At 72.6% G+C, this 19,654-nt stretch carries 16 protein-coding genes; 11 read left to right on the plus strand and 5 right to left on the minus strand.

The annotated features are described in order from the left end of the window. Nucleotides 1–16: 16 nt before the first annotated feature. The 7 genes from ABD343_RS38745 to metK all read left to right on the plus strand — a co-directional run bounded on the left by ABD343_RS38745 (nt 17) and on the right by metK (nt 6,307). A complete protein-coding gene (locus ABD343_RS38745; protein WP_344535469.1) occupies nt 17–1,126 on the plus strand; it encodes a quinone-dependent dihydroorotate dehydrogenase in 1,110 nt (369 codons plus the stop codon). After that, nucleotides 1,123–1,974 carry an orotidine-5'-phosphate decarboxylase gene (pyrF, locus tag ABD343_RS38750; protein ID WP_344535357.1) on the plus strand — a complete coding sequence of 284 codons (852 nt, stop codon included), beginning with the start codon at nt 1,123–1,125 and terminating at the stop codon, nt 1,972–1,974. Before ABD343_RS38745 ends, pyrF begins: the two co-directional genes overlap by 4 nt. 215 nt (nt 1,975–2,189) lie before the next feature. Further along, complete coding sequence (locus ABD343_RS38755) at nt 2,190–2,513, plus strand: integration host factor (RefSeq protein WP_019356158.1); 324 nt, start codon at nt 2,190–2,192, stop codon at nt 2,511–2,513. A gap of 37 nt (nt 2,514–2,550) precedes the next feature. Next, complete coding sequence (gmk, locus tag ABD343_RS38760) at nt 2,551–3,147, plus strand: guanylate kinase (RefSeq protein WP_344535358.1); 597 nt, start codon at nt 2,551–2,553, stop codon at nt 3,145–3,147. An 85-nt stretch (nt 3,148–3,232) separates the two neighbouring features. After that, nucleotides 3,233–3,514 (plus strand): DNA-directed RNA polymerase subunit omega, encoded by a 282-nt coding sequence (gene rpoZ / locus ABD343_RS38765; protein WP_344535360.1) that lies wholly within the window; start codon nt 3,233–3,235, stop codon nt 3,512–3,514. 87 nt (nt 3,515–3,601) lie between these two features. Continuing rightward, nucleotides 3,602–4,834, plus strand: coding sequence for a bifunctional phosphopantothenoylcysteine decarboxylase/phosphopantothenate--cysteine ligase CoaBC (gene coaBC, locus ABD343_RS38770; protein ID WP_344535362.1), 1,233 nt, complete (start codon nt 3,602–3,604; stop codon nt 4,832–4,834). A 264-nt stretch (nt 4,835–5,098) separates the two neighbouring features. Then, nucleotides 5,099–6,307, plus strand: coding sequence for a methionine adenosyltransferase (metK, locus tag ABD343_RS38775; RefSeq protein ID WP_344535364.1), 1,209 nt, complete (start codon nt 5,099–5,101; stop codon nt 6,305–6,307). A gap of 309 nt (nt 6,308–6,616) precedes the next feature. On the opposite strand, the gene ABD343_RS38780 is transcribed toward metK, so the two are convergent. Genes ABD343_RS38780 through ABD343_RS38795 form a run of 4 tightly spaced genes read right to left on the minus strand, consistent with a single transcriptional unit; the run spans nt 6,617 to nt 11,953 of the window. Continuing rightward, on the minus strand, nt 6,617–7,741 hold the full coding sequence (locus ABD343_RS38780; protein WP_344535366.1) for a hypothetical protein: 1,125 nt from the start codon (nt 7,739–7,741) through the stop codon (nt 6,617–6,619). A 16-nt stretch (nt 7,742–7,757) separates the two neighbouring features. Further along, nucleotides 7,758–9,764: a hypothetical protein gene (locus ABD343_RS38785; RefSeq protein WP_344535368.1), complete on the minus strand. Its 2,007-nt coding sequence runs from the start codon at nt 9,762–9,764 to the stop codon at nt 7,758–7,760. Continuing rightward, nucleotides 9,761–10,534 (minus strand): toll/interleukin-1 receptor domain-containing protein, encoded by a 774-nt coding sequence (locus ABD343_RS38790; RefSeq protein WP_344535370.1) that lies wholly within the window; start codon nt 10,532–10,534, stop codon nt 9,761–9,763. The genes ABD343_RS38785 and ABD343_RS38790 overlap by 4 nt, the downstream gene beginning before the upstream one ends. 36 nt (nt 10,535–10,570) lie before the next feature. Continuing rightward, nucleotides 10,571–11,953: an NsdA family TPR-like regulatory protein gene (locus ABD343_RS38795; RefSeq protein ID WP_344535372.1), complete on the minus strand. Its 1,383-nt coding sequence runs from the start codon at nt 11,951–11,953 to the stop codon at nt 10,571–10,573. Nucleotides 11,954–12,140: 187 nt separating this feature from the next. Between ABD343_RS38795 and ABD343_RS38800 the strand changes: the two genes are divergently transcribed. The 3 genes from ABD343_RS38800 to ABD343_RS38810 all read left to right on the plus strand — a co-directional run bounded on the left by ABD343_RS38800 (nt 12,141) and on the right by ABD343_RS38810 (nt 16,772). After that, the gene (locus ABD343_RS38800) at nt 12,141–12,782 is read left to right on the plus strand and encodes a TetR/AcrR family transcriptional regulator (protein WP_344535374.1); all 642 of its coding nucleotides are present in this window, start codon (nt 12,141–12,143) and stop codon (nt 12,780–12,782) included. Beyond that, on the plus strand, nt 12,779–14,380 hold the full coding sequence (locus tag ABD343_RS38805; RefSeq protein ID WP_344535376.1) for an MFS transporter: 1,602 nt from the start codon (nt 12,779–12,781) through the stop codon (nt 14,378–14,380). The genes ABD343_RS38800 and ABD343_RS38805 overlap by 4 nt, the downstream gene beginning before the upstream one ends. Nucleotides 14,381–14,519: 139 nt before the next feature. Continuing rightward, nucleotides 14,520–16,772, plus strand: a complete 2,253-nt coding sequence (locus tag ABD343_RS38810; protein WP_344535377.1) for a primosomal protein N' — start codon at nt 14,520–14,522, stop codon at nt 16,770–16,772. A 928-nt stretch (nt 16,773–17,700) separates the two neighbouring features. Here ABD343_RS38810 and ABD343_RS38815 read toward each other — a convergent pair. Then, nucleotides 17,701–18,321, minus strand: coding sequence for a hypothetical protein (locus ABD343_RS38815; protein ID WP_344535379.1), 621 nt, complete (start codon nt 18,319–18,321; stop codon nt 17,701–17,703). A 341-nt stretch (nt 18,322–18,662) separates the two neighbouring features. On the opposite strand from ABD343_RS38815, the gene fmt reads away from it, so the two are divergent. After that, a complete protein-coding gene (fmt, locus tag ABD343_RS38820) occupies nt 18,663–19,595 on the plus strand; it encodes a methionyl-tRNA formyltransferase (RefSeq protein ID WP_344535381.1) in 933 nt (310 codons plus the stop codon). The last annotated feature ends 59 nt before the right edge of the window (nt 19,596–19,654 follow it).

Consider the following 19,654-nt stretch of genomic DNA (forward strand, 5'->3'; position numbering starts at 1 on the left):
GTACGTGACCAGTCCCGTGTACCGGCTCCTCTTCCGGGTGGTTTTCCGCAGGATGGATCCGGAGAAGGCCCACCACCTGGCCTTCTCCTGGATCCGCCTGGCGGCCCGCGTCCCGATCGTGCGTACGTTCGCCGCCGCCGTCCTCGCGCCCCGCTTCAAGGCCCTGCGTACCGAGGCCCTGGGCCGCCGCATGCACGGCCCCTTCGGGCTCGCGGCGGGCTTCGACAAGAACGCGGTCGCGATCGACGGCATGGCCATGCTCGGCTTCGACCACGTCGAGATCGGCACGGTCACCGGCCGGGCCCAGCCCGGCAATCCCAAGAAGCGGCTCTTCCGTCTCGTCGAGGACCGCGCGCTGATCAACCGGATGGGCTTCAACAACGACGGCTCGGCCGCCGTGGCCGCCCGTCTCGCGGCGCGTGAGGCCGTCTTCCGCACGACCGTGGGCGTCAACATCGGCAAGACCAAGGTCGTCCCGGAGTCCGAGGCCGCCGGGGACTACGTCACCTCGACGGAGGCCCTGGCGTCCCACGCCGACTACCTCGTCGTGAACGTCTCGTCCCCGAACACCCCGGGCCTGCGGAACCTGCAGGCCACCGAGCACCTGCGCCCGCTGCTCACGGCGGTCCGCGAGGCCGCCGACCGTACGGTCACGGACCGCCACGTGCCGCTCCTCGTCAAGATCGCGCCCGACCTCGCCGACGAGGACGTCGACGCCGTCGCCGACCTCGCCGTCGAACTGGGCCTGGACGGCATCATCGCGACCAACACCACGATCGCCCGCGAGGGCCTGGGCCTGCGCTCCGACCCCCGTACGGTCGCGGAGACCGGCGGTCTGTCCGGGGCGCCGGTCAAGGACCGCTCGCTGGAGGTGCTGCGCCGCCTGTACGCCCGTGTGGGCGACCGCCTCACCCTCGTCGGCGTGGGCGGCATCACCACGGCCGAGGACGCCTGGCAGCGCATCCTCGCCGGTGCCACGCTCGTCCAGGGCTACTCCGCCTTCATCTACGAGGGCCCGTTCTGGATGCGCCGGCTCCACAAGGGCCTCGCCGAGCGGCTGGCGGACAGCCCGTACGCGACGCTCGCCGAGGCCGTCGGCGCCGAGCACAGGAAGGTCACCGCATGACGTACCCCGAAGGCCCCGAGCCCTTCGGCACGCGGCTGCGCCGCGCCATGGACACCCGCGGCCCCCTCTGCGTCGGCATCGACCCGCACGCGTCCCTGCTGCGCGACTGGGGCCTGGACGACGACGTGGCGGGCCTGGAGCGCTTCGCGCGGACGACGGTCGAGGCGCTGGCGGACCGGGTCGCGGTCCTCAAGCCGCAGTCCGCGTTCTTCGAGCGCTTCGGCTCGCGCGGCGTCGCGGTCCTGGAGCGGACCGTGGCCGAGGCCCGGGAGGCCGGGGCCCTGGTGCTGACGGACGCCAAGCGGGGCGACATCGGCTCGACCATGGCCGCGTACGCCGCCACGTTCCTGGACCGGGGCTCCCCGCTCTTCTCCGACGCGCTCACCGTCAGCCCGTACCTGGGCTACGGCTCGCTCGCCCCGGCCGTCGAGACGGCCCGGGCGAACGGCGCGGGTCTCTTCGTCCTCGCGCTCACCTCGAACCCGGAGGGCCGCGAGGTCCAGCACGCGGTCCGCGAGGACGGGACGACGGTCGCGGCGACCGTACTGCGCCATCTGGCGGCCGAGAACGCGGACGCGGAGCCGCTCGGCTCCTTCGGCGCGGTGGTCGGCGCGACGCTGGGCGACCTGTCGGCGTATCCGCTGGCCGCAGTGAACGGCCCGCTCCTCGCCCCCGGCATCGGCGCCCAGGGCGCGACACCGGCCGCTCTCCCCGCGGTCTTCGGCGGCGCGGTCCGGAATGTCGTGCCGAGCGTGAGCCGGGGCGTGCTGAAAAACGGCCCGAACATAATCGGACTGCGGGATTCCGCGACACGTTTCGCGGACGAGGTGCGGAAAGTGGTCGGCTGAGGCGTAAAAATCTGCTGATTATGTCCCGAAATGTCCAGGTCGATGAACTCTGACCTGGACTTTTCGTCTGTTCTCGCTGACTGTGGGGCTCACGGCCGCTAGTCTCCGTCGAGAGCACCGCGAACAGGCGCGTTGCTCGTTGCTCCGCAGGTGTAGGGCTACTAGGTTCCTCACCGATCCGTATCCGACAGTTCGACATCCGAGGTGACGTAGGCGTGGCTCTTCCGCCCCTTACCCCTGAACAGCGCGCAGCCGCGCTCGAAAAGGCCGCCGCGGCTCGCCGGGAGCGCGCCGAGGTCAAGAACCGGCTGAAGCACTCCGGCGCATCCCTTCACGAGGTCATCAAGCAGGGCCAGGAGAACGATGTCATCGGCAAGATGAAGGTCTCGGCGCTGCTCGAGTCCCTGCCCGGCGTCGGCAAGGTCCGCGCCAAGCAGATCATGGAGCGTCTCGGGATCTCCGAGAGCCGCCGCGTGCGCGGGCTGGGCTCCAACCAGATCGCCGCCCTGGAGCGCGAGTTCGGCGGCGCGAACGCCTGAGGTACCAGGCACTCCCGGGAACCGGGATAATCACTGCATGAGTTCTGCAGTTCCCCGGGGGGAGACCCCGGCACCCCCGGTCGGCACATCGCGGCTGACCGTGCTCTCCGGTCCCTCCGGGGTCGGCAAGAGCACGGTCGTCGCTCACATGCGCAAGGCCCATCCCGAGGTCTGGCTCTCCGTCTCCGCCACCACCCGAAGGCCCCGCCCCGGCGAACGTCACGGGGTGCAGTACTTCTTCGTGGACGACGAGGAGTTCGACAAGCTCGTCGCCAATGGTGAGCTGCTCGAATGGGCCGAGTTCGCGGGCAACCGGTACGGAACGCCCCGGCAGGCCGTTCTCGAACATCTGGAGCGGGGAGAACCCGTTCTGCTGGAGATCGACCTCCAGGGCGCCCGTCTCGTCCGGGAGTCCATGCCCGACGCCCGACTGGTCTTCCTGGCTCCGCCGAGCTGGGAAGAGCTGGTCAGGCGGCTGACGGGCCGCGGCACCGAGCCGCCCGAGGTCATCGAGCGCAGGCTGGAGGCCGCCCGCACCGAGCTGGCGGCCGAGGCCGAGTTCGACACCACCCTGGTCAACACCTCCGTCGAGGCCGTCAGCGCTGAGCTGCTAGCCTTGATGCGTATTGATTGATTCCCGCTGATCCCCCGTGCCGCGAGGCGGCCGGAAGAGCCCCGGAATCGATCACTCTCTCTTCAACCACTTCGGAAGGCAGAGCGTGTCCTCTTCCATCACCACGCCCGAGGGCATCATCAACCCGCCGATTGATGAGCTGCTTGAGGCCACCGACTCGAAGTACAGCCTTGTGATCTACGCCGCCAAGCGCGCCCGTCAGATCAACGCGTACTACTCGCAGCTCGGCGAGGGCCTCCTCGAGTACGTCGGCCCGCTGGTGGACACCCACGTGCACGAGAAGCCGCTCTCGATCGCGCTCCGCGAGATCAACGCGGGCCTGCTGACCTCCGAGGCCGTCGAGGCCCCGGCCACGGTCGGCCAGTAGCACACTCCTCACCAGGGGCCCGGCAGCGCGGCTGCCGGGCCCCTGGTGTGTCATGGAGACCTAGCAACCGCGTGTGGGGAGAGACGAGTGACGGAGAAGCCGAAGGTCGTCCTGGGTGTGAGCGGCGGCATCGCGGCCTACAAGGCGTGCGAGCTGCTGCGGCGGCTGACCGAGAGCGGCCATGACGTACGGGCCGTGCCGACGGAGTCGGCGCTCCACTTCGTGGGGGAGGCCACCTGGGCCGCGCTGAGCGGCCACCCCGTCTCCACGGAGGTCTGGGAGTCCGTCGAGGACGTCCCGCACGTCCGCATCGGCAAGGGCGCCGACCTCGTCGTCGTCGCGCCCGCGACCGCCGACCTGCTCGCCAAGGCCGCCCACGGCCTCGCCGACGACCTGCTGACGAACACGCTGCTCACCGCGCGATGTCCGGTCGTCTTCGCCCCCGCGATGCACACCGAGATGTGGGAGCACCCGGCCACCCGGGAGAACGTGGCCACGCTGCGCCGCCGCGGCGCCCTCGTCATCGAGCCCGCCGTCGGCCGCCTCACCGGCGTGGACACCGGCAAGGGGCGGCTCCCGGACCCCGACGCGATCTTCGACTTCTGCCGCGCGGTGCTCGCGCGGGAGCGGAGCGTGACCGAGAGTGACCGGCATGTGACCGATCTCGCGGGCCGGCACGTCGTCGTGAGCGCCGGCGGCACCCGCGAGCCGCTCGACCCCGTCCGCTTCCTCGGCAACCGCTCCTCCGGCAAGCAGGGGTACGCCCTGGCGCGTACGGCCGCGGCGCGCGGCGCCCGCGTCACGCTCCTCTCCGCGAACAGCGCGCTGCCCGACCCCGCGGGCGTGGACGTCGTCCCCGTCGGCACCGCCCTGGAGCTGCGGGACGCCGTCCTCAAGGCCGCGGTGGACGCCGACGCGGTGGTGATGGCGGCCGCGGTCGCCGACTTCCGGCCCGCCGTCTACGCCCCCGGCAAGATCAAGAAGAAGGAGGGCGGGGCGGAGCCGGAGCCGCTGGAGCTCGTCCGGAATCCGGACATCCTGGCCGAGCTGTCGGGCGCGCGGCCGCGCGCCGGGCAGGTGGTCGCCGGATTCGCCGCCGAGACCGACGACGTGCTCGCGCACGGCCGCGCCAAGCTCGCCGCGAAGGGCTGCGACCTCCTCGTCGTGAACGAGGTGGGGGAGCGCAAGACCTTCGGCGCCGAGGAGAACGAGGCGGTCGTCCTGGGCGCCGACGGCAGCGAGACGACGGTGCCGTACGGCCCGAAGGAGACCCTCGCCGACACGGTCTGGGACCTCGTCGCCGAACGTTTTCCCGAGTAGGCCGGATTCCGTCGAACGGGGCCGGAAGGGCGCTCTTGACCCGTTCCGCCGACGACCGACACGCCACCATTTATCGGGATTGCGGGCCCGCCGTGGATGGTGCTGAAGTTCGGATTGGGCTGGTCATGGTCGTCTCGGAGTTCGAGAGTCCGTGATTGGATGCCGGTGGAGATGGATAAACTGGCCGCGGACCGTGCTTGGGCGCAGCCCCCGACCGGTCCGCCCCATGTTCAGCCAGCAGCCGCTGCAACCCCAGGGAGCGATGTGTCGCGCCGCTTGTTCACCTCGGAATCCGTGACCGAGGGTCACCCTGACAAGATCGCTGACCAGATCAGCGACACCATCCTCGACGCCCTTCTCAAGGAGGACCCCCACTCGCGGGTCGCCGTCGAGACGCTGATCACCACCGGCCTCGTCCACGTGGCCGGAGAGGTGACGACCAAGGCGTACGCGCCCATTCCGGCGCTCGTGCGCAACAAGATCCTCGACATCGGCTACGACTCGTCGAAGAAGGGCTTCGACGGCGCCTCGTGCGGTGTCTCCGAATCGATCGGCGCGCAGTCGCCCGACATCGCGCAGGGCGTCGACACCGCCTACGAGAAGCGGGTCGAGGGCGACGACGACGAGCTCGACAAGCAGGGCGCCGGCGACCAGGGCCTGATGTTCGGCTACGCCTGCGACGAGACGTCCGAGTACATGCCGCTGCCCATCACGCTGGCGCACCGGCTCTCCGAGCGCCTCTCGGCCGTCCGCAAGAACGGGACCATCCCGTACCTGCGCCCCGACGGCAAGACGCAGGTCACCATCGAGTACAACGGCGACAAGGCCGTCCGCCTGGACACCGTCGTCGTCTCCTCGCAGCACGCCGCCGACATCGACCTCGACTCGCTGCTCGCGCCCGACATCCGCGAGTTCGTCGTCGAGCCCGAGCTGAAGGCCCTGGTCGACGAGGGCATCAAGCTCGACACGGAGGGTTACCGGCTGCTCGTCAACCCGACGGGCCGCTTCGAGATCGGCGGCCCGATGGGTGACGCGGGTCTCACCGGCCGGAAGATCATCATCGACACCTACGGCGGCATGGCCCGCCACGGCGGCGGTGCCTTCTCCGGCAAGGACCCGTCCAAGGTCGACCGCTCCGCGGCGTACGCGATGCGCTGGGTCGCCAAGAACGTCGTCGCGGCCGGCCTCGCCTCCCGCTGCGAGGTCCAGGTGGCGTACGCGATCGGCAAGGCCGAGCCCGTCGGTCTCTTCGTCGAGACCTTCGGCACGGCCACGGTGGACGTCGAGAAGATCGAGCAGGCCATCTCCGAGGTCTTCGACCTCCGTCCGGCCGCGATCATCCGCGACCTCGACCTGCTCCGCCCGATCTACGCCCAGACCGCGGCGTACGGCCACTTCGGCCGCGCCCTCCCGGACTTCACCTGGGAGCGCACGGACCGCGTGGAGGCCCTCCGCAAGGCGGTCGGCATCTAGCCGCACGCCTGAGTTCTCCTGCCGGGGCCCGGCATCCCACGCTGGCGGGATGCCGGGCCTCCGGCATAGAGTCATCCCGGACGCGCCCGGTGCGAAGGCAGGGGCTACTTCATCGGAGACCGAGTCTCCTCGCGGGTTCGAATCCCGCCACCGCCCCGTCGTCCCCTCCCCGGAGGGGTGTCCTCCTCGGAGGGATCTCCTCCTCGGAGGGCAACGGGACCGGTCGTGGCCGAGTGGTCGAAGGCATGCCAGCGCCTACGGGCGGGGCCCCAGCCGTCCTGACCTCGGGCGCGTCTTCTCTTGCCGAACCTATTCCTGCTGGGACTCCTCCTCGGGGTCCTCGGTCGCTTCGTCCGGCGGCGGAGGCGGGGAGTTGAAGCGCTCGCGGATCCGGCGTGCCTCGTCGTTCCGCCCGAAGGCGTCCAGGTTGGCGGCGTGCTCCTCGGCGATGTACGCGGCCTCTCCGTCACCCGGCGAGAAGCCCATCGCGTGCATCATGTCGGCGAACAGGTCCGACGCGTCCGGCGGTGGAGGCGCAGCGCCGTTCGTCGAGGGGCTGTCCCCGAAGGGCGGCTCGGAGTGGGCGAAGCCGTTGCCGGAGTACGGGGGGCCCAGGGGCGGGGGTGCCGGTTCCGGCAGGGGATGCGGCACCATGTGCGCGAACTCGTCCGGGACGTTCTGGTTGTTGGCCGCCGACGTGAGCTGTGCCAGCACACCGATGTCGTCGACGGTCTTCTGGATCTGGTCGTCGTTCTTCGCGAGCCACCACACGACGGCGCTTCCTGTGTTCCTGAGCACGTCCTCGCCCAGGTACGCGCGTTTGCTGCGTTCCCACTTGCGCTCGTGCTCCCACAGCGCCTCGTCCTTGCGGACGGTCGAGAGCCGGGCCAGCCGTCGGGAATCCTCCTCGGACAGTGTGAGCGTGATGTTCTCGGCCATGACCAGCAGCCGGCCCGTGGGGTCCGGACGCATCGTCCCCAGCGCTCCTTCGAGTTGGTGCTGCGCGAAGGAGGCGCGGTGCGGGGGCAGCTTCACCGTGATGTGCCGGGCCCAGTCCAGCACGGCGCCGACCGCCAGGCCGCCGGGGCTGATCGGAGGAGCGTCCGGATGCGCCTCCACCGGGCACCAGCGAACGGTGGCGGACAGCAGGAAGTCGTAGTCGGGCACGGAACTGGACAGGGCCACATCGTGGACGCGCTGTTCGCGGTGCTCCCGAGGCGGCACGGGGAGGTCGGGCTCCGGTCCGTACGTCCGGGAGAGCGGGTCCGTCCGAGGGGCGGTCAGCTTCCCGGCGAGGAGCGCGAACACCAGCAGCGCGGCCCCCGCGGTGGCCCATGCCCAGGGCGGCCAGTGCGCGTACAGCCCGACGATGGTCAGGAACAGCCCGGTGATGACGGTGAGGAAGACCGTCAGCGTCCTGTGGCCGGAACTCATGGCTCTGTCTCCCGGTTCATGAGGAGGGACGGAAGGAGGAAGGACGGCGGCCGATGCCGAGCGCGGTACGGATACGGGTCTGCACGCGGGTGAGGGTCATGGCGGCGGCGTCCTGGTCGGCGGACGGCCTCCGGGCGGCCCAGTCACGGGTCACCACGTAGAGGCGGCTGGCGGCCGTCGCGTCGCCCTCGCAGGAGTCGACGAGGACGTCGAGCAGCAGCTCGCTGTGCGGCCCCTCGACGCGAGCGGCATCCAGCCAGCTCAGCTCGCGAGAGGACCAGTCCGCGGCGGGCGCCCGCCGCCGTACGGCGTGCCAGTGCGCGGCGAGCTGGGCACGGACGGACGCCGAGGCGATGAGCGGGTCCCCGCGGCGTGCCGGAGTGAGGAGGCGGGCGGGTTCCGCCAGGTGCAGGAAGAGCTCGCTGTCCGCCGCGCCGTACCGGGGGGAGTCCGGCTGCAGGCGCTCCATCAAGCGCCAGTGGAGACGGTCGTCACGGGTGACGCTGGTGAGGGCCACGCGCGCCGATTCCCGTACGGAGAGGTGCTCGTTCCGTGCAAGGTGGCGCAACCGGATCATGGCTTGATCCGGATACCGGGTCAGCAGGACCGTCTCGCAGATGCCGATGAGGACGTGTGCGAGGCCGGGCCCCTGCTTGCTGTCGCACGACCAGTCGTACAGCATGCGGCGGAAGTGGCCTCCGTGCCGTTCGTGGAGGACGGCGACCCGGAGTAGCTGGGACGCCGAGGGCCTGCCGAGCCGTTCCGACTGGTGCTTCGCCCAGTTCTCCGGGAGCTCCCTGAGCTCCTCGGGCCGTTCGGTGCGCAGCCACTGTTCGGTGAAGCGTCGTACGAGGCCGGCGCGTTCGTCATGGGCCAGCCAGGGTGCGGTGGCGATCTGGGCCACCCATGCGCGCAGGGTGGGGCGCATGGCGGGAAAGTTGTTCCAGCCGTGCGTGCGCACGATCTGGTCGTAGTCCATCCCCTCCAGGAAGACGCGGCCGCCGTCGCCGGTGCTCGCGTGAACGGCGCGGAGGCGGGTGGCGAGGGGCTCATGCGCGAGGAGCGGGGTGTCCTCCTGAGGATGGCGTGCCAGTTCGACCAGCGTATGCGCGGCCCGGTGCACCGTGTCGGGGCGCGCGCCGTGGAGGAACGCGGTCGTCAGGAGCAGAGCCCTCTGAGGGCCCTCACCGGTGTCGGCCAGCCACTTGGCCACTTCGGTGTCGCTGGGGGAAAGAGCCTTGACCGCCGTTCTCAGCCACCCGCCGAAGCCGGGATGCTCGCCCTCGCGCTGCCGCGCCCGGCGGATGCGCAGCGCCAGGGCGCCGATGCGCTCCATGCTCTCGCGCTCCAGGAACTGCGGGAGTTCACCGAGCGCCAGTTCGGTGTCGCTGGGATGGATGCCTTCCTGGTGCAGATGCCGGAGCAGCACCTCGCGTCCGTCCGGCCGCCCCACGCGTACGGTGAGGGCGAGGTGTTCGGGAGGGACCGAGGCCTCCTCTTCCGAGGGCAGCACGACTGCCATGTACGCGCCCCGTTCCCGCACGGTCGCCAGGAAGCCGTCCAGTTCCTTGAGGACAGCGCGACGATTGTGGTCGGCCAGATGCACGAGATCGAGCAGCAGCCGGTCGCCGTCCCCCACATGCCCCGGATCGAGCGCCCTGCCGCTGCTCTCCTCCTCGCTCTGGTCGAGCAGTTCGTGAAAGCTGCCGCGCGTTTCCCGGAGTTCGTGCAGCAACATGGCGGCGGCGCAGTGCCTGCCGACGCCGGGGTCGCCCGTGAGCATCACTAGGTGACGGTCGAGCAGGGTGTCGCGCGCGTCTCCGAGCCTGTCCGGTGCGACGAAGCGCCGGGCGCGCCAGCGCAGGTAGTCCTCCGCGAGGCGACGGGGGTCGGAGCCCGCAGTGCGGGCGGCGTCGATCCCCGCCTGCTGGAGCATGGTGACGTACATGTCTCCGGGACCGGTGTGGACCGGGCCTCGCGGGTCGTTGACGTGCGGTGCGGAGTAGCGGCCGCTGCCGGTCATGTGTCGTCCTCGTCGGTCCCTCGGGGCCGGCGGCCGCCGAAGTTCTGGGTGAACCGGTTGTTCTCGGCGTTCTCGAAGTACGTCGTGCTCTCGCCCTCGAAGCGCATGGTGCGGTGGTTCAGGTCGCCCTGGCCCGCGTGGACTGGGCCGGAAGCTCCATCGATCACCGTTCCGGCCACGTTGCCGTGCATGTCGCGGCCCGCCTGGACGGAGGGGCCGCTCGGGGCGCGCATGGTGTTCGAGACGGTGCCGTCACCCGGTGCGGCCTCCGCGGCGCGGGACGCGTCGAGTTCGGCCAGGCGCGGGACGAGCGCCGCCAGTTCGTCACCGATGTGCAGGAAGTCAGCGGATCCGCGCTGCATGTCGAGGCGGAGCGATTGGCGGTCCGCGAGCCGGGCCAGAGCGGGCGGCAGGGCCGCACGGTTCAGCCGCGGCATGGTCCTTCCGTCGAGCACGGGGACGACGGGAAGAGCGCAGCGGAACGCTTCCAGGATCTCCCTGCGGACCCAGTCGTCCTTGTTCTCCAGCGCTCGACGGGCCCGATCGGAGGGGTCGGGGGCGTCGAGCCAACGAGGGCCGACCACGGCGACGAAGACACTGCTGCGCCGTACGTTCGTCAGCAGACTCTCGTCGAAGACCTCGCCGGGACGGATGGACTTGCTGGCGCGGAAGACGTGATCGCCGCCGAACCGGTGGGACAGTTCGCGTTCGAGAGCCGCAGCGGTCTTCTCGCCGTCGCCGGTGCGGTAGTTGAGGAAGATCTCGGGCATGCGGTTTCTCCCATGGGTCTTGGTGAGCGGACAGGGTCAGGGACGGCTGGCGAGCCAGGGGGCCAGCGCGCGAGTGGCGGAGGTGGGGCGTCGGGCGAACGCGTGGGCGAGGCGACGCAGGTCGACGGCGATCGTGGCCGAGGCGACCGCTTCGGTCGCGGGAACGAGCGCCTCGGTGAGGGCGCACGCGTGATCGATCTCGCCCGCCTCGGCGTGCGCCAGGGCACGGCGGAGGCCGTAACGGGCCCGGGAGCGCAGGGCGTCTTCGGGGAGCCCGGCCGTTTCTCGATCGAGGATCTCGGCCGCCTCACCGGGACGGCCGAGGTCGTGGAGGCACCACCCGGTGATCATCGTGACGGGATCGGAGAGGGCGGTGGGACCGATGACGGGGGCGCCGTCCCGGGTGTCCGCCTGCTCATCGGCGCGGGCGAGGAGATCCCGGGCCTGGTCGAGGCAGCGCATGCACGCGTCGTAGTCGCCGCCGAGCGCGTGTCCCTGCGCCTCGCGCTGCGCGGCGAGTCCGCGAACGCGGTACGGGCCGGCCTTCTCCCGTGCGTGCCGCGCGAGTTCGACGGTCTGGCCCGCGTCGTCACGGTAGAGGGTGATGAGGGCACGCCGGACGAGGGCGTACGCGGCGAGATCGTGGTCGCCGCCCGCCTCGGCGAGGCGTACGGCGCGCTCCGTCCACCACAACGCGCCCCGGTCGTCCCCCGATTCCTGGACGAGCCAGCCGACGTACTCCGCGTACCGTGAGGCGAGGGCGAGGAGCTCCTTGCGCGTGCGGGATCCGCTCCGGGAAGCCAGCTCCCGGAGTGCGTGGGTCTGCGCGATGAGCGGCGGGAGGATGAGCTGGGGCCCCGCTGACTGGCCGAGCTGACGGTACTGGTCGAAGAGGGCGCGTGCCGAGCCGATCAGGGCCGAGCTGTCGCCCCGCGGAGCCCCGTGGCCGTCGCTGTGGCCGAGGCCGAGCGGAATGACGGAGGCGGCTCCCGCGGCCATGAGCTTTCTCCGGCCCACGGGCTGGAACCAGCTCGGGCCTTCGGCGGAGAGATGCATCAGCCATACCTCGCCTTCGTCATCTTGGTCGTCTTCGTACGCGTCTTCGCCCGCGCTTTCGTACGCGGCGTCGCGCATGCCGGGGTGAGGGGCGGTGGCTCCTGGGGAGCCGGGTGGGGCGGTGGAGTGCTGCGGGCCGGGCGCGGGGCGGACCGGGGCCAGTTCCGCGAGAGTGCCGTCCGCGTGGAGGGCGGTGTCGCAGAGCCGGGCCAGGGCGCGGCTGGGCGGCTTGAGGCCGCGTTCGACCTTGCTGAGATGGCTCTTGCTGTAGTGCACGAGGGCGCTGAGGCGGCTGAGGGAGATGCCCGCCGCGAGGCGCAGTCTCCGGAGCTCCGGTCCGAACGGGAGCGGCTGCTGGTCCACTTCGACCTCCGTCTCTCTTCTCCGGGCAGCAGCCGGTCACCGGAAGTCAGCGTGGGGCAGGCGGCCCGGACCAACAAGGCGCGAGGGGGTGTTTCCCGTTTCCCCTTTCCGCAGGCAACAGGAAATCCGGCGGGCAGTCGAGGGTGCGTCATTGACGGAGTGAGTACTCACTCCGTACTCTTGAGGCATGGCTGAGACACCTGCGCGGCGCCGGGCGCCCGCGATGAGTCCTGATCAGCGGCGGGCGATGATCGTGACCGCGGCGCTGCCCTTGGTGGTGGAGTACGGGGCGGCGGTGACGACGGCGAAGATCGCGCGCGCCGCGGGGATCGGGGAGGGGACGATCTTCCGCGCGTTCGAGGACAAGGACGCGCTGCTGGCGGCCTGTATGGAGGAGGTCGTGCGGCCGGACGACACCGTGGTGCACCTGGAGGGGGTGTCGCTGGACCAGCCGCTGGCCGGGCGGCTGACCGAGGCCGCCGAGGTCATGCGGGGGTACATGAACCGGATAGGGGACGTGGCCGGGGCGCTGGCCGCGGCGGGGAAGCTGTCGCGGCAGCCACCCGGGGAGGGCGGGAGCCCGCCGGACCGCGAGGCGGGGCTCGCGGCTCCGCGGGCGGCACTCGCGGCGCTGTTCGAGCCGGACAGGGAGAGGCTGCGGCTGTCGCCGGAGCGGCTGGCGGACGCGTTCCAGATGTTCCTGATGTCGACCGGACGGCCAGGCGCCCCCGAGCCGTTGAGCATGGAAGAGCTGGTCGAGCTGTTCCTGTACGGGGCGTTGACGAGGCCCGGAGTGCCGGGCGAGGGGGAGGGGGAGGGCGCGTTGTGAGCGGGGAGAGGGGGGATCCGGGGCCGGAGCGGACGCCGGGGGCCGAGGCCGCTCCGCCGCCCCCGGACGGGGCGTACGAGGGATTAGGGCGGGCACGCAAGCGGCTCGTCACACTCGCCCTGCTGAGCTGCGCGTTCCTCGCCATGCTGGACGGCACCGTGATCGGCACGGCGCTGCCCCGCATTGTGGAGCAGGTCGGCGGGACGGACTCCTGGTACGTGTGGCTGGTCACCGCCTATCTGCTCACGTCATCGGTGAGCGTGCCCGTGTACGGGCGCTTCTCGGACCTCTATGGGCGAAGAAGGCTGCTCCTCGCGGGGCTCGGCGTCTTCCTCGTCGGCTCGCTCGCGTGCGGGCTGGCCGGATCGATGCCGGCGCTGATCGCGGCCCGCGCGGTGCAAGGGCTCGGCGCCGGGGCACTGTTGACGCTCGGGATGGCACTCGTCCGGGACCTGTATCCGCCCGACCGGACGAGCGGCATGATCCGGATGCAGAGCGTGCTGGGCGTGATGATGGTCCTCGGCCTGCTCGGCGGCCCGCTGGTCGGAGGGCTGCTGACCGACCACGCCGACTGGCGCTGGGCGTTCTGGCTCAACCTGCCGTTGGGGGCAGCGGCCGCGGCGGTGCTGGCCGTCGTTCTTCCGGAGCGGCGGCCGGGCCCGGCGCCTTCGGGGCGGCTCGACACGGCGGGGATCCTGGTGCTCGCCGCCGGGCTGTCGCTCACCCTCACCGGGCTCAGCCTGAAGGGCAATCCGGTGGACGGGCGGCTCCCCGGATGGGGCGACCCGGTGGTCGCGATGAGCCTGCTGGCGGGGCTCGCGCTGCTGGCCCTGCTGGTGCCCGTCGAGCGGCGGGCCGAGGTGCCGGTCCTGCCACCGCGCCTGTTCCGCCGCCGCACCTACGCCGCGCTGCTGAGCGCCGGGTTCTTCTTCCAGCTCGCCGCGTTGCCGATGGGGGTCCTGCTGCCGCTCTATTTCCAGTACGTACGCGGGAGTTCGGCCACCGTCTCCGGGCTGATGCTGCTGCCCTTGCTCGGCGGCATGGCGCTGGGGAACAGGCTGACGGCGGCAGCGGTGCTGCGCAGCGGCGAGGCACGGCCCGTGCTGCTGGCGGGGGCGGGACTGCTGACGGTCGGCACGGGCGCGTTCTTCGCGCTGGACGAGGCCACGCCCGTCGCCCTCACCTGCGTCTGGCTCCTGCTGGCCGGACTGGGAACGGGCCCGGCGATGGGCGGCCTGACCATCGCCACCCAGAGCTGTGTTCCGCGAGCCGACATGGGCAGCGCGACGGCCGGTTCGGCACTCACCAAGCAGATAGGCGGCGCCTTCGGCCTGGCAGTCGCCCAGTCCCTGATCGCCTCGACTGCCTCGCATCACGGGAGCGGTGCGGCTCCGAGCGGTGGCTCGGCCACCGCGACCGCGACCGCCTCGGTGATCGGCTCGACCGTGGCCTGGACGGGAGTCATCGGCGGAGGCCTCGCGCTCGCCGCCCTGCTGCTGATACGGGACCTGCCGGTCCCTGTCCCGGTACGCGGCGAAGGACGCGGACGTACGGTCGCGGGGCGCAGCCGCACCCGGGCCGCCGCAGAGCAGGAGTAGAGCACGAGTAGAGCAGGAGCGGAGGAGGAGCGAGGGCGGCGCGAGTGGATCGTGACGGGAGGAGGCGAGGTTAGGTAGAGGGGGGCGGCGGTGGGCGGTCCGGGCGAAGGTGTCAGCGGTGTCTGTTAATACTGGGGCTGTGAGCAGGGACGATGAGCGACGGGGAGAGCAGGCGCCGGACGGGAGCGGGGCTGGGCCCGAGCAGCCCGAGCCACACAAGCCGCACGAGTCACACGAGCAGCCCGCGCCGCACGAGCCGCACCAGGGATCCGAGGCGCCCGAGCAGCTCGCGCTCATCCGCGAGACCGTGCGGGAGCACAAGAAGCGGCAGCAGCCCCCGAAGGCCAAGCCCCGCACCTGGCGGGGCGCCGAGCTGGCGTCCGGCCTCCCCGTGGCGCGGGTCCTGGTCGACAAGGGACTCGTCCACCTCGACCGCTATTTCGACTACGCGGTTCCGGCCGCCATGGATGAGGAGGCACAGCCGGGCGTCCGGGTCCGGGTGCGGTTCGGCGCCGGGGAGCGCGAGGGGCGCAGGGAAGGGGGGAAGCTCACCAACGGGTTCATCGTCGAGCGGCGGGCCGACTCGGACTTCACCGGCAAGCTCGCTCCCCTCGCCCAGGTGCTGTCGCCGGAGCCCGTGCTCGGTCCGGGGCTGCTCCAGCTCTGCCGGGCGGTCGCGGACCGGTATGCGGGATCGCTCGCCGACGTCGTGCAGTTGGCCGTGCCGCCCCGGCGGGCGAGGGCCGAGCGCAAGCCCTCGCCCAAGCGCCGGCCGAGGCCGAAGCCCCCGGAGCCGGGAGGCTGGGGGCGGTACGAGCAGGGGGAGGCGTTCCTGGCGGCGCTGGCCGGGAAGGAGGCGCCCCGGGCGGTGTGGACCGCGTTGCCCGGAAGGGAGAGCTGGGCGGACGAGTTGGCGCGGGCTCTGGTGGCCACGCTGGCCTCCGGGCGTGGGGCGCTCGCGGTGCTCCCCGACGGCAAGGCCGCCGCACGCGTCGACGCGGCGCTGACCGCGCTCATCGGCGGCGACCACCATGTGGTGCTCACCGCCGATGCCGGGCCCGAGGTGCGGTACGAGCGGTGGCTCGCGGTGAACCGGGGCGCGGTGCGGGCCGTGGTGGGGACGCGGGCGGCGATGTTCGCCCCCGTGCGGAATCTGGGGCTGGTCGCCATCTGGGACGACGGCGACGGCAGCCACAGCGACGACCACGCCCCCCAGCCGCACGCCCGCGAGGTGCTGCTCCAGCGCGCGGTCACCGAGCAGGCCGCCTTCCTCCTCGGGGCGCACGGGTGCACGGTCGAGGCGGCGCAGCTCGTGGAGTCGGGCTTCGCCCGGCCCCTCGTCGCGGACCGTTCCGTCGTCCGGGCCGTGGCGCCGCTGGTCCGCACTGTGGGTGACCGGGATGAGGCGCGGGACGTCGCGGCCCGGAGCGCCCGGTTGCCGAGCCTGGCGTGGAACGTGGCGCGGGACGGTCTGGAGCGCGGCCCTGTCCTGGTCCAGGTGCCCCGGCGGGGCTATGTGCCCCGGCTCTCCTGCGAGCGCTGCCGCGAGCCCGCGCGCTGCCCGCACTGCGCCGGGCCGCTCGAAGCGGCGGGGGAGGGCGCGGAGTTGCGGTGCGGCTGGTGCGCGCGGGGTGTGCCGGACTGGCGGTGCCCGGAGTGCGGGGGAGTGCGGTTGCGGGGCCGGGTGTTCGGTGCGCGGCGTACGGCGGAGGAGCTGGGGCGGGCGTTTCCGGCCGTGCCGGTGCGGACGTCCGGGGGCGATCATGTGCTGGACACCGTGCCGGACAGGCCCGCGTTGATCGTGTCGACGCCGGGGGCCGAGCCAGTTCCGGAGGCAGGGCCCGGTTACGCGGCGGCGTTGCTGCTGGACGGCTGGGCGCTGCTGGGGCGGCCCGATCTGCGGGCAGGGGAGGAGGCGTTGCGGCGCTGGCTGGGCGCGGCATCGCTCGTACGGCCGCAGGGGGAGGGCGGCAGCGTGGTGATCGTGGCGGAGGAGACGTTGCGGCCTGTGCAAGCCCTGGTGCGGTGGGACCCGGTGGGCCATGCCCGGCGCGAGCTGGCCGACCGGGCGGAGCTGGGCTTCCCTCCGGTGTCCCGCATGGCGGCGGTGACGGGACCGCCCGAGGCGGTCACGGCGCTGCTCGCCTCGGCCGAACTGCCGGAGCAGGCCGAGGTGTTGGGGCCCGTCCCGTTGCCGGTGGTCGAGCGGGGCCAGCCGCGCCGTCCCGGCGACCCACCGCCCGGCGAGCGCTGGGAGAGAGCGCTCGTACGCGTGCCGACCGGCAGCGGCGCGGCGCTCGCGGCCTCGCTCAAGACGGCACTGGTGTCACGGCTGACGCGCAGGGAGGGGCCCGCGGCCCACATCCGTATCGATCCGCCGGACATCGGCTGAGACGAGGCGGGCCGGTCGTTCTCGGGGGGCGAGGGGCGGGCCTGTGGTCGGCCCGTGGCCACGGACCGGAACTGGCCGGACTCGGGTCCGGGCCCAGACCTGGACCCGGAGCCGGGGCCCGGTCCCTGGTCGGCCCAGGGCCGGACCGGGGCCATCCGGAGTCGGCCCGGACCCGGACCCGGACCCGGGACCGGGTCCGTGGCCGGCCCACGGCCGGACCGGGCCAGCGCCCGTGGCCACTGACCGGAGCCACCCCCAGGGCCGGACTGGGGCTAGCTCGGGGCCCGTTCGTGGCCACCGAGCGGAGCCACCCGGGGCCCGGCCTGGGGCTGAACTGGGGCCGGCCCGGAGCCGGACCGGGGACCGCGGAGTCGGCTCCGGGTAAGCCTGAGTCGGACCGGAGCGATCGGAGGCGGCCCCGGAAGTGCAGCGCGCAGAGGGCTGCCCCCGGCGTCTGGGGGACGCCGGGGGCAGCGGGGGAGGAGGAACGAGGGGAGAAGGGGCGGGGCGGGGATGGAGTCGGTCGGCACCGGACCCCAGGCCGGACCCGCGGGCTCGGTCAACTTCGTCGGCACTGGACCGTGGACCGGGTCAGCGGGCGCGGTCAACTTACGGGGCACCGGACCACGCGGACCGAGTTTGCGGGCCGGACCTGCGGGCTAGGCCCGCTCAGTCGGCACCGGGCCCGCGGGCTGGACCTCAGGGCCCGGCCCGCTGACCGGACCTGGACCTGTGGCGCGGCCAGCTCGGCCGGCGCCCGGCCCGTCGGCCGGACCCGCGGGCTGGGCCCGGGGGCCGGACTTGCCGACCGGACCTGCGGACTGGGTCCGGGGCCGGATCTGCTGGCCGGACCTGCCGATCGAGCCTGAGGACCGGGCCCGGGGCCGGATTTGCTGGCCGGACTGGCCGGACGGGCCCTTCGGTGGGGTCAGCCGTTGCGGGGGCCCGGGAGTGCGCCCGGGCGGGGTTCCTGCGGGGGGCCGGCCTGTGACGGCTGCGTCGGCATGGAGCGTGCCGCGGGCACCGAGGGGGTGGGCCGTGGTCCGCCGGGTGCCGGGACCCCCGGCACGGCGGGGACGACGGGACGCGCCGCCGCGGGCACCGTCTCCGGGGAGCGCGGGGCGCCCGCCGGAGCGGGGGCCGCCGCCGGGGTGGTCGCGGGGGCCGTGGCGTCGGCCGTCTCCGGGGAGTTGCGCGCGGTCCCGCGCCGCGAGCCGTACCGGCGGTGCACCGCCTGCTTGGTGACCCCCAGTGCCGAACCCACCGCGTCCCAGGAGAAGCCCAGCGAGCGGTCGAAGTCCACCGCGGCGGTCACCAGCGTCTCGACGCTGTCCCGTAGCTCCTGGGCGAGCCTGACGGTCGGCGCGGGGGCGCGGCCGTAGACGACGAAGCCCGCGGACGGGCCGGTGCGCCGCGGGCGGTAGACATTGCCGAGCTGCGCCGTGAGCGTACGCAGCGCGTCCACCTGTCGGCGGACCCGCTCGATGTCCCGCACCAGAAGATGCAGGCTGGCCCGCGCCTGGGCGTCATGGGTTGCGTGGTCGGCCATGAAGAAGCCTCTCGAACCGGCTGAAAAGGGCTGTTGTTGCTGAGGTGCCGCGAAGCGGCCCCCGGAGCCGCTGAGTGCTGCTAGCGACCCGATTCGGTCAATCTGACTTGACCAACGCCAAAACGGTCTCTCTGGTCACGGTGTGGGGGCGTGGGGGAGGTGTGCGGAGGGCGCACAGCGTTCCGTACGCCCCTCGGGCGGGAGCACGGCGCTGACCTTAAACTGGGCTGTCTTCCAGGCGTTTTCCGCCACACCCGACGTCTGGCCGACATCTGGCCGACGTCTGCCCGACGTTTATGCCCACCCCGTCACCGCCGTTCGCGAGAGGTAGTTCGCCACCGATGAGGCTCGTCTTCGCAGGCACCCCCGAGGTCGCCGTTCCCGCGCTCGATACCCTGATCGCCTCGGACCGGCACGAGGTCGTCGCCGTCGTGACCCGGCCCGACGCGCGGGCCGGACGCGGACGCCACCTCGTGCCCAGCCCCGTCGCCCAGCGCGCGGAGGAGGCGGGCATCGAGGTACTCAAGCCGACGCGCCCCCGCGACGAGGACTTCCTCGCGCGGCTCCGCGAGATCGGTCCGGACTGCTGCCCCGTCGTCGCCTACGGCGCGCTCCTGCCGCGCGTCGCCCTCGACGTGCCCGCCCGGGGCTGGGTCAATCTGCACTTCTCGCTGCTCCCTGCCTGGCGCGGCGCCGCGCCGGTGCAGCACGCGGTGCTCGCGGGCGACGAGGTCACCGGCGCCTCCACCTTCCTCATCGAGGAGGGCCTGGACTCCGGCCCGGTGTACGGGGTGGTGACCGAGGACGTACGGGTCACCGACACCAGCGGCGACCTGCTGACGCGGCTCGCGTTCGCGGGTGCCGGACTGCTGGCCGCCACGATGGACGGCATCGAGGACGGCAGCCTCCAGGCCGTTCCGCAGACGGAGGACGGGGTCTCCCTCGCGCCGAAGATCTCGGTCGAGGACGCCCGTATCGACTGGACGGCGCCCGCGCTGCGCGTGGACCGCGTCGTGCGCGCCTGTACGCCCGCGCCCGGGGCGTGGACCGGCTTCCGCGACGAACGGCTCAAGGTCCGCTCCGTGGCCCTCGCCCCCGACGGGCCCGAGGGCCTGGCGCCGGGGGAGCTGGCCGTCGGGAAGAAGGCCGTGCACGTGGGCACGGGCTCGCACCCGATCGCGCTGGACTGGGTGCAGGCGCAGGGCAAGAAGCCGATGCGCGCCACGGACTGGGCCCGCGGCGCACGGATCGAGGAGGGCGACCGCCTCCACTGAGGTGGCCCCGACCCGACCACCGCCTGCCCCTCGCCGCCCGGCAGGCGGGGCGGGGGCGG

This window comes from Streptomyces albiaxialis (assembly GCF_039530985.1).
GTDB classification, from domain to species: Bacteria; Actinomycetota; Actinomycetes; order Streptomycetales; family Streptomycetaceae; genus Streptomyces; species Streptomyces albiaxialis.

Excerpts from the sequence above, each read along its gene's own strand:
- pyrF (WP_344535357.1), top strand. The coding sequence starts at position 1,123 with ATGACGTACCCCGAAGGCCCCGAGCCCTTCGGCACGCGGCTGCGCCGC.
- gmk (WP_344535358.1), top strand. The coding sequence starts at position 2,551 with ATGAGTTCTGCAGTTCCCCGGGGGGAGACCCCGGCACCCCCGGTCGGC.
- ABD343_RS38780 (WP_344535366.1), bottom strand. The coding sequence starts at position 7,741 with ATGAGTTCCGGCCACAGGACGCTGACGGTCTTCCTCACCGTCATCACC.
- ABD343_RS38785 (WP_344535368.1), bottom strand. The coding sequence starts at position 9,764 with ATGACCGGCAGCGGCCGCTACTCCGCACCGCACGTCAACGACCCGCGA.
- ABD343_RS38790 (WP_344535370.1), bottom strand. The coding sequence starts at position 10,534 with ATGCCCGAGATCTTCCTCAACTACCGCACCGGCGACGGCGAGAAGACC.
- ABD343_RS38800 (WP_344535374.1), top strand. The coding sequence starts at position 12,141 with ATGGCTGAGACACCTGCGCGGCGCCGGGCGCCCGCGATGAGTCCTGAT.
- ABD343_RS38815 (WP_344535379.1), bottom strand. The coding sequence starts at position 18,321 with ATGGCCGACCACGCAACCCATGACGCCCAGGCGCGGGCCAGCCTGCAT.
- fmt (WP_344535381.1), top strand. The coding sequence starts at position 18,663 with ATGAGGCTCGTCTTCGCAGGCACCCCCGAGGTCGCCGTTCCCGCGCTC.